The 9,870-nt window shown below is 64.9% G+C and carries 8 protein-coding genes; 7 read left to right on the top strand and 1 reads right to left on the bottom strand.

From position 1 onward, the window contains the following. The 4 genes from ACRDUX_RS20740 to ACRDUX_RS20725 all read left to right on the top strand — a co-directional run. Positions 1–775: amidohydrolase family protein (locus ACRDUX_RS20740; RefSeq protein ID WP_526416019.1), on the top strand; the 775-nt coding region annotated here is incomplete at its 5' end. Positions 776–804: 29 nt separating this feature from the next. Then, positions 805–1,989, top strand: coding sequence for an acyl-CoA dehydrogenase family protein (locus ACRDUX_RS20735; RefSeq protein WP_526416017.1), 1,185 nt, complete (start codon positions 805–807; stop codon positions 1,987–1,989). A gap of 25 nt (positions 1,990–2,014) precedes the next feature. Beyond that, positions 2,015–4,201 (top strand): thiamine pyrophosphate-dependent enzyme, encoded by a 2,187-nt coding sequence (locus ACRDUX_RS20730; protein WP_526416015.1) that lies wholly within the window; start codon positions 2,015–2,017, stop codon positions 4,199–4,201. 209 nt (positions 4,202–4,410) lie between these two features. Continuing rightward, positions 4,411–5,958, top strand: coding sequence for a phospholipase D-like domain-containing protein (locus ACRDUX_RS20725; protein ID WP_526416013.1), 1,548 nt, complete (start codon positions 4,411–4,413; stop codon positions 5,956–5,958). A gap of 6 nt (positions 5,959–5,964) precedes the next feature. On the opposite strand, the gene ACRDUX_RS20720 is transcribed toward ACRDUX_RS20725, so the two are convergent. Further along, positions 5,965–6,729: an endonuclease/exonuclease/phosphatase family protein gene (locus ACRDUX_RS20720; RefSeq protein WP_526416021.1), complete on the bottom strand. Its 765-nt coding sequence runs from the start codon at positions 6,727–6,729 to the stop codon at positions 5,965–5,967. A gap of 809 nt (positions 6,730–7,538) precedes the next feature. On the opposite strand from ACRDUX_RS20720, the gene ACRDUX_RS20715 reads away from it, so the two are divergent. The 3 genes from ACRDUX_RS20715 to ACRDUX_RS20705 form a co-directional block, all read left to right on the top strand. Next, positions 7,539–8,435: an ABC transporter permease gene (locus ACRDUX_RS20715; protein WP_526416011.1), complete on the top strand. Its 897-nt coding sequence runs from the start codon at positions 7,539–7,541 to the stop codon at positions 8,433–8,435. Further along, positions 8,423–9,205 (top strand): ABC transporter permease, encoded by a 783-nt coding sequence (locus ACRDUX_RS20710; RefSeq protein WP_526416009.1) that lies wholly within the window; start codon positions 8,423–8,425, stop codon positions 9,203–9,205. The genes ACRDUX_RS20715 and ACRDUX_RS20710 overlap by 13 nt, the downstream gene beginning before the upstream one ends. Before the next feature lie 38 nt (positions 9,206–9,243). Beyond that, on the top strand, positions 9,244–9,870 hold a 627-nt coding region (locus ACRDUX_RS20705), incomplete at its 3' end, for an ABC transporter substrate-binding protein (protein WP_526416007.1).

Below are 9,870 nucleotides of genomic sequence, written 5' to 3'. Positions count from 1 at the left end.
GCGTGAGGGCATCGACCAGTGCAAGTTCATCTTCTACGACTGGAACCGATTGGGCGACGGCGAGGCCCAGCGCTATGTCGGTTGGGCGCACGACCGCGGCATGACCGTGAAGCTGCACTCGGGGGGTGTCTCGCGATCGGGATCCAGCCGGGTCGCGGGTAGCGACGTGGTGCTGGCCGTGGAACCCGATGTCGTCGGGCACATCTCGGGTGGCCCAATTCCCGCGCCGGACGCCGACATCGCCGAGATCATCACCGGATTGCCCGACGGCTACTTCGAGGTGTGCAGTTCGAACAACTACCGAGCGACCAAGGTCGTCATTGACCAACTGAGTCGGCGTGACAAGCTCGACCGCCTCGTGCTGGGCACCGACACGCCGGGCGGCACGGGCGTGATTCCGCGAGGCATGCTGCGCAACATCTGCTACCTCGCATCGGTGTGCGGGCTCGATCCGCTCGCCGCGGTCGCTGCCGCGACCGGCCAGACGGCACGGGCGCACGGGCTGAACACCGGTGTACTCGCGGAGGGCATGCCCGCCGACCTGGTCGTCCTCGGCCCGATCACCGGATCAACGGCACGTGACGGGCTGGAGTGCTTCGCGCTCGGCGATCTGCCCGGAATCGCTACCGTGCTGGTCGACGGTGTGCCGCTGGTGAAGACCCGGAGCGAACAGACGCCGCCGCCGAGTCGTGCGGTGTCATGGCGCGGTTCGGACGTCGTTCGAGAACCCCGGTCGGCCGTCCCGGTCGGCGCACACACTTCCGGCTGCTGCTGAAAACCCCCAACCCCGAGACTGGAGACAACGTGACGAGCCACGATTCCGAACCCCTTCACCCCGATGTACTCGTCGGTGTCGACGCCCTGCTCGACGACGAGGAACGCCAGATCCGCGACACCGTCCGCGCAATGGTGAAGGGCCGCATCGCACCGGACATCGCCGACTGGTACGAGAACGGCGAGCTTCCCGTGCGCGAACTCGCCTGCGAGCTCGGCGAGCTGGGACTGCTCGGTATGCACCTACACGGCTATGGCTGCGCAGGAACCTCGGCCGTCGCGTACGGATTGGCCTGCCTGGAGTTGGAAGCCGGCGACTCCGGCATCCGCTCGCTTGTCAGCGTGCAGGGGTCACTGGCCATGTTCGCCATGCACTCCTTCGGCAGCGACGAGCAGAAGGAGCAGTGGCTGCCGGAGATGGCGGCTGGACGCAAGATCGGCTGCTTCGGCCTCACCGAACCCGACCACGGCTCCGATCCCGCCGGAATGCGCACCCGCGCAACGCGGTCCGGCGACGACTGGATCCTCAACGGCACCAAGATGTGGATCACCAACGGGTCGGTCGCCGACGTGGCCATCGTGTGGGCCCGCACCGACGAGGGGGTCCGCGGCTTCGCCGTCCCCACTGACACACCAGGCTTCACCGCACACACGATCACGTCCAAGTTGTCCTTGCGTGCGTCGGTCACCAGCGAACTGGTGCTCGATGACGTTCGGCTACCCGATGGTGCCCGGCTGCCGGGAGCTACCAGCCTCGGCGCGCCGTTGAAGTGCCTCAACGAAGCCAGGTTCGGCATCGTGTTCGGAGCACTCGGCGCGGCGCGGGACTGCCTAGAGTCGGCGTTGAGCTATTCGCGGTTCCGCACGCAGTTCGGCAAGCCCATCGGTGAATTCCAACTCACCCAGCAGAAACTCGCCGACATGACCCTCGAGTACGGCAAGGGCTACCTGCTGGCGCTTCATCTCGGCCGCCGCAAGGACGCAGGCGACCTGGCGGGTCGACAGGTCAGCCTCGGCAAGCTCAACAACGTTCGCGAGTCGCTCACCATCGCCCGCACCGCCCGCACCATCCTGGGCGCCAGCGGCATCACCTCGGAGTATCCAGTCATGCGCCATGCCAACAATCTCGAGTCGGTACTGACCTACGAAGGCACCAGCGAAATGCACACGCTGATCATCGGACAGGCGCTGACGGGCGCCGCCGCATTCCGCTGAACAGCCGCTAACCCAGGAGGTATCAGTGGGCAGTCGCAAATCCGAGGCCATCGACGAGTACTTCACCGCGAGAATCGGGGGTGAGCCGACCGGACGACCGACCGAAACGCACGACGGGCTCGACCGCCAGGCGACCCTCGACCTGTTCGACGCGCAACTAGGCAGCCGCCATCTCGATCTCGCCGCGCGTTGGCTGCGGTCGGAGGGCAAGGGCTACTACACGATCGGCTCTTCAGGGCACGAGGGCAACGCGGCCGTCGCTGCGGCACTGCGGCACACCGATCCGGCGTTGCTGCACTACCGCTCCGGCGGCTTCTTCCTGGCGCGGGCTGCGCAGGTGGTCGGCAGCGACCCCATCCGCGACATCCTGCTCAGTCTGGTCGGCGCGACCGAAGAACCGATCTCCGGCGGACGGCACAAGGTGTTCGGCCGCAGGGATCTGAACATCATTCCGCAGACCTCGACCATCGCATCGCACCTGCCGCGCGCGGTGGGCGTGGCGTTCTCGATCGCCAGGGCCAGGAAGCTGGGGGTCGCCAGCCCGTGGCCCGCCGACGCGGTGACGGTGTGCAGCTTCGGTGACGCGTCGGCGAACCACTCCACCGCGGTTGGCGCCATCAACACCGCGCTGCACACCGCCTACCAGGGAATGCCCATGCCACTGTTGTTCGTCTGCGAGGACAACGGAATCGGCATCAGCGTCAAGACGCCCCGCGGCTGGGTGGCGAGGACCTACGGCAACCGCGACGGTCTGAAGTACTTCGCGGCCGACGGGTCCGACGTCGGGGACACGTGGCGGGTTTCGCGCGCTGCTGCGTCCTGGGTGCGCACTCACCGCAAGCCTGCGTTTCTGCACGTGCGCACGGTGCGCCTGATGGGTCACGCAGGGTCCGACTACGAGCCAGCCTACCGCCAGCCCGATGAGGTCACTGCCGACTTCGAGCGCGACCCCGTGCTGTGCACCGCGAGAATGCTTGTCCAGCAGGGATATCTGAGCCGGGACGAAGTGCTCGACCGGTACGAGGGTAAACGTTCGGAGGTCATCGACCTGGCCCGGGAGGTCGGCGAACTCAAACAACTCGACAATGCGTGGACCGTCATGTCTCCGCTGCAGGACGCCATGGACGAGGCCATCGCCATCTCGGCACGCCCCTCGCCGGTTCCAACCGCGGCGGTTGGCGACGACGTCCCGCTGACGGTGGCCCTTGCGATCAACCGTGCGCTGCTCGACACCCTGCACAGCCACCCCGGGGCGCTGATCTTCGGGGAGGACGTCGCACGCAAGGGCGGGGTGTACGGCGTGACCCGCGGACTGCTCAACAAGACCGGTTCGGCGCGAGTATTCGACACGCTGCTGGACGAGCAGTCCATCCTCGGGCTAGCGCTCGGAGCCGGGATCTCCGGGCTGCTGCCGATTCCGGAGATCCAGTACCTGGCGTACCTTCACAACGCGGCCGACCAGATCCGTGGCGAGGGCGCCACCCTGCAGTTCTTCTCCGATCGGCAGTACCGCAATCCCATGATCGTCAGGGTCGCCGGCTACGCCTACCAGAAGGGATTCGGCGGCCACTTCCACAACGACAACTCGATCGCCGCGATCCGTGACATTCCAGGAATCGTGATCGCCTCACCGGCGCGGCCCGACGACACGGCCGCCATGATGCACGCCTGCGTCGAGGCGGCAGCCGGTGCAGGTGTCGTCTGCGTTTTCCTCGAACCAATCGCGCTCTACCACACCCGCGACCTGTACGAGGACGGCGACGAGGGTTGGCTGGCGGCCTATCCGGATCCGGCGGCTGAGCCGACGGCGCCCATTGGTCGGGCCCGAACCTACGGTGACGGAACCGATCTCACGATCCTCACGTTCGGAAACGGGCTGCGGATGAGCCTGCGGGCGGCGCGCAACATGGAGCGCATGGACATCGGCACCCGGGTCGTCGACCTGCGGTGGCTGGCGCCGTTGCCGCTCAAGGACATGCTGCGCGAGGCAATCGCGACGGGTCGCGTGCTGATCGTCGACGAGACCCGCGCCACCGGCGGGGTCGGCGAAGGGGTGCTGGCCGCGCTGCTCGCGCAGGGCTACACCGGACGGGTAGATCGAGTGGCCAGCCTAGACAGCTTCATCCCGCTCGGTGACGCTGCTCTGCACGTGCTGCTGTCGGAGGAGGCCATCGAGGCGGCCGCGGTCGCGCTCGTTCGCGAGGACGGCTAACTCAGCGCGTTGTCAGGGGTGTTCCGTGCTGACTACGCGTTGAGCGGTCCGCGCGAGTTGTCTGTCGTAGAGTTGGGTTGCCGTGCGCGCGCGTTGGTGGTGAGCTCGTGTGCAGTCACGATGCCATCGAGCTCGCACAGCTGGTTGATGTCTGTTGCCGCGTGTTCGGCGCGCCAATCGCCGAGGCATCCGGGGAGGAGTCAACGGCCGTGAACACCGATGAGCCGGTCGGCGACAGCACGGACCAACGCAACGAGTCACTGATCGTGCCAGGTGAGACCTGCTGGCGTTCGGCGCAGGCGAATCGCTACGCCGCCATCGTCGACGGCGCCGATTACCTGCGGCACGTCAAGGCGGCGATGCTGAATGCTCGCCATCGGATCGTCGTCATCGGCTGGGATCTGGACTACCGGACGGCATTCGAGCGCGGAGAGACGACATTGGAAGGGCCCAACAACCTCGGGCCGTTCCTGCACTGGCTGCTGTGGAAGCGTCGTGAACTGAACGTCTACCTGCTGAAGTCGAATCTTCGCCTCCTGCCCGCATTCGACGGGTTCTGGTTCGGTGTGGCCCCGGTGCGCCTTCTAAACCAGTTCACCTCGGCCAGAATGCATTTCGCGGTCGACGGAGTGCACCCCACCGGTGCGGTGCACCACCAGAAGATCGTGGTCGTCGATGACGCCGTGGCCTTCTGCGGCGGTATCGATCTGACGATCGGACGCTGGGACACCCGCGCGCATCTTCCCGTCGATCCGCGCAGGCACGGCCCGGGCGATGCGTATGGGCCACGCCACGAAGTCGCCACAGCGGTCGACGGAGCTGCCGCACGGCTGCTCGCGCAGCAGGCCCACGAACGGTGGCGAGCAGCGACCGGTCAAGAGCTGGTGAAGGACGTGCCATTCGCCTCCGCGTGGCCGGAAGGGCTCAGCCCCTCGCTGCGCAACGTCGAGGTGGGGGTGGCCCGCACCCTTCCAGCGTTGCCCCACAGCACGGAGGTCCGAGAGATCGAGGAGCTGGATCTCGCTGCCATCGCCGCCGCGCGCGACATCATCTACCTGGAGAATCAGTACTTCGCGTCGCGAAGCATCGCCGAAGCGATCGCTGTGCGTCTACGGGAACAGGACGGGCCCGAAGTGGTGATCATCCTGCCGCGAAGTTCCGAGAGCCGCCTGGAACAGGAGTCGATGGACAGCGCTCGCGAACGCCTCGTCCGATTGCTCAGGACGGCGGACCTACACGGGCGGTTGGGGGTCTATTGGCCCGCGGCAGGCAAAGGGGTGTCGGTGTACGTGCACTCGAAGGTCATCGTGGTCGACGGCCGGCTGCTTCGCATCGGCTCCTCGAACTTCAACAACCGGTCGCTGGGCTTCGACAGCGAATGCGACATCGTGATCGAAGCGGATCCCGAGCTCGCGAACTGTGCGGAGGTAGAGCGTGAGATCCTCTGCACCCGAGACAGTCTCGTGGCCGAGCATCTGGGAGTCTCCGTCGGAGCCTTCCGCGATGAAGTGGAGCGCCGCGGGGCATTCCGGCATGGCATCGAGGAGCTACGCAGTGCGGGTCGTTCGCTGCGAAAGTTGACCGACACGATGGTGTCTGCTGACGAAGGTCCGTTCGGAGAGAACGATCTCATGGATCCCGACCACGTACCGCAGTCCATCGCGCGAAGCACCTTGAAACTGGTCGAAACCGTGGCGACGTGGCCGTTGCGACACTCCTTGCTCGGCACGTGGTACCAGAAGCTTCGCGGTCTCTGACACCAGTCAGTGACGCTCCAGGTCGACCACCAGAGGCCGATGATCCGAGATGGCCATCGACGGCGTCTCCCAGTGACGGACGGTCAACCCGGGGTCATCGGTGAGGACGTGGTCGATTTGGCGCCGCGGGCGGTGGGCGGGATACGTCGGCGCCGCCGCCAGAGTGCGCAGGCCCGACCACCGCTGCGCAGCAGCGGACGTGAGATTCAGATCGCCGAGTAACAGGTGCGGTCCAGGGAGCCCCCGCAGTTCGGTGACGATCCGGCGCAACTGGCGCCGGTTCCATCCGGGCACGAACGACAGGTGGGTGTTGGCCACGGTCAGCGGACCGAGTGGAGTCTCCAGCCGTGCTAGGACGGCTGCCCGAGGTTCTTCGTTCACGACGACGACCCGTTGCGGGACGGGCAGATACATCGGGAACTGGGCGGGGATGTGCGGCAGACGCACCACCTGCCAGCTGGAAGCCGGAAACCGGGACAGCAGCGCGATTCCGTACGCTGCCGATCCGGGTTGCTCGGCGCCCGTCGCAGCGATCCAGCTTTCCCCTGGGGTTCCCGAAATCGCGGCTACGAAACGGTGGGCAACGGCGTCCATCGCCTCGGCGGCCACAGCGGTCAGATCGGCTCTGCCGGAGCGCTCCTGATCGATGTCGACCTCCTGTAGTGCCAGGATGTCGGGGTTCAGTCGTTGGATGCTCATCCGCAGCCGAATCGGATCGACGACGTCGCCGACGGTTCGGCCGTGCAGAATGTTGAAGGTCACGACACGCAGGGCGATCACCCATTTCTTGGGACGGTCCAACTGGAGGACGCGACCTCCGCCTAGCCATGTCTAGCATTCCGGATCCGCTTGCCAGAACGGGATGCGCTACGACGCAGCCCCGAACACAACCTCTATGGAAACGATGTGTCACGCCGGCGTTACACGCCGACGTCTTCACTTCAATCGTGCGCAAATCCTGCACCGTCGGACCCGCCAGTGACGTTTGTGTGGCTGCACCAACGGGGACTAGCAGGAACGGTTTTCGTTGGCCAGTCCGTGAACTCTGCGAGCAATTCTCTCGACATGGCATCAGTGTTGCGCGTCGCACCGACAAGTCGCGTCCAACGATTGCGTGGCGAATTGCTCGCCACTGAACGGGCGGGAACAGGTTACTTCGACAAGCTCGCGCGGCACACTGAATCCCCGTCGAACTAGCTCGGCGATTCAATCGTCATCGTCTCTCCACCGTCACGGACACGACGCTTTCAGGTCAGTGCCGTCCGCGCCAACGATCGCGCGTGCTGGCAACCGTCAGACATTTGAGGCCCAGTCCGATGCCCGACCGAACTTCACCACTGACGTAGGCATATGCAGCCGCGGTGAAGACAGCCACTCATGACGGGTGAGAACGAGCAACCCGACCCACACGCGACGCGAGTCCCCGAACGGGCACGCCGGCATCGAACAGCCTCGGACCCGGTTGCGAAATGCGCATGCCTGAAACGTCAGATCGACTGATCTCGCACCCGCTTCGTCTGCCGCGTCGTCCTTTGCAGCCAACAATGTGAACAGCCAACATCCAGGAGGTGACGATGGCGATGACCACGACTGACCCGCCCGCGGCCAAGAAACGTACTCGATCCGGTCAGACGCCGATTGCCTGGGCGCTTCTCACGCCCGGCATGCTGCTGGTTCTCGCCCTCGCGATCGTCCCGTTAGTGTTGATCGCGCGCAACAGCTTTGCCAACGCCGACGGTTATGGCGGCGTCCGCGGGGGGTTCACACTCGACCAATACGCCCATCTTGCCGACCCCGTCTACGCCAAGACACTCGTCTACAGTCTCGGCGTTGCGGCGATCAACTCCATTCTCTGCGTGGCCGTCGGATACCTCGTCTCGTACTACGTGGTGTCGCTACCTGCAGGACGGCAGCCGCTGATCTTGCTCGCACTGATCATTCCTTTTTGGACGGACTTCCTGGTGCGCACGTTCGCCTGGATGACTCTCCTGGGGTCCGGAGGACCAGTGGTCGCCGTGATGCGCGGCATCGGTCTCGACGGTGCCGACACCCTCATACCCAGTCAGACGGCCGTCTTCCTTGCACTGCTCTACGCGTTCCTCCCGACGGCGGTGTTTCCGATCTACGCATCGATGCGCGGCATCGACCCCGCCCTGCGCGAAGCCGCCGCCGACCTCGGATGCGGATGGTGGCGCACGCACCTCAAGGTCATTGCCCCACTGAGCGCGACCGGAATCGCCGGCGCCATCCTGCTCACCTTCGTGCCGACACTCGGAGTCTTCGTCATCCCCGTCTTACTCGGCGGCGGCAAACAACTTCTCGTCGGCAACCTCATCGTCACGCTCTACACCGAATTCCGCAATCAGCCCATGGGCGCGGCACTTTCGATGATCGTGCTGGCGCTCATGCTCATCTCCCTCGCTGTCGCGGCTGCGGCGCTGAAGGCCCGCAGCAGGAGCGCTCGATGGACCGGCTGACGGCATGGGTAGCGCGGGCGGTACTCGTCTTCTTGTACGTCCCGATCATCGCCGTGATCGGGTACTCGTTCAACAACTCACCTACGACCGGTCACTGGACCGGATTCGGCACCAAGTGGTACGGCGTGCTCTTTCATGACCGCGCGCTGCTGAGAACGTTACAAACCAGCCTCAGCGTCGGTGTCGCAGCAGCCGCAGTGGCAACCGTGGTCGGATTTCTGAGTGCGTTTGCGCTCGTGCGCTACCGGGTCAGGGGGCGCTCGTTCTTTCTCGGCGCTGTCCTTCTGCCCCTCGTGTTGCCCGAAATCGTCCTCGGCGCCGCACTGTTGACGGTATTTCGGTCGGTCGATCTGCCGCTGGGTCTGTCGTCCATCGTGCTCGGACACATCGTCATCACCCTTCCTCTGACGACCTTGATCCTGATGGGTGCGATCGGTGCTCTCGACAGCTCGCTATCGGAGGCCGCCGCGGATCTCGGGTGCACCGCCTGGCAGACATTCGCATACGTCCTTCTGCCGCTGATCCGATCGTCTCTGCTGTCGGCGTTCCTGCTCGCGTTCACGACATCGTTCTCCAACATCGTCATCTCGACCTTCACCAGCGGGGTCGGCTCCACCACCATGCCCTTGCGCATTTACAGCCTCCTCAAGACAGGCATCACACCGGAGATCAACGCCCTGGGCGCAATGCTCATTCTGGCAACCGTGATCGTCATCGCCGTCGTCGGTCTGCGGCAGATGCGAGCCATCCTCGTCGGCGACGGCGATTAGACCGCAGCGGCACAACATCACTCATGAAAGGCAATACAGTGAAGGAACTTTCATCCTCGAAGAGGATCTCATCGCGGCTGATGGCGTGCCTGGCGGCGATCACGTGCGCGGTGGCGTTGACCTCGTGTTCCGGAGGTGACTCCGGTGATCAGAAACAACTCAATGTCTACGCCTGGGCAGGTGAACTCCCGGACAGCGTCGTGCAGGCATTCCAGAAGGAGACCGGCATCACCGTCACCGTCGACACCTTCGACAGCAACGAGACGATGACCGCCAAGCTGGCGGCGGGGAACTCCGGCTATGACATCGTCGAGCCGAGCCAGTACGCAGTCCAATTGCTCGCCAAGCAAGGGTTGGTCGAACAACTCGATTCCAGCCGGATCAAGGGTATGGGGAACGTCCAGGCGCGATTCGCCAACCCCAACTTCGACCCGGGCAATGCTCATGCGGTGCCGTGGGTGTGGGGAACCACGGGGTTGCTTTACAACTTGGATTGCACTGGCGGAACGCAAGATAGCTGGTCCACTTTGTTCAATCCGGCCTACCGGGGCAAGCTTTACATGCTCGACAACATGCTCGCCTCCTATATCGTCGCCCTACAATCGACCGGCGCCTCCGCTACCTCCAAGAATGAAGCGGAGATCAACCGCGCCACGGACAAGCTC

It is taken from the genome of Mycobacterium sp. (assembly GCF_050701675.1).
Taxonomy (GTDB): Bacteria; Actinomycetota; Actinomycetes; order Mycobacteriales; family Mycobacteriaceae; genus Mycobacterium.
The sequence above is the reverse complement of the archived record's forward strand: the minus strand, read 5'-3'. Positions and strand labels throughout refer to the sequence as shown.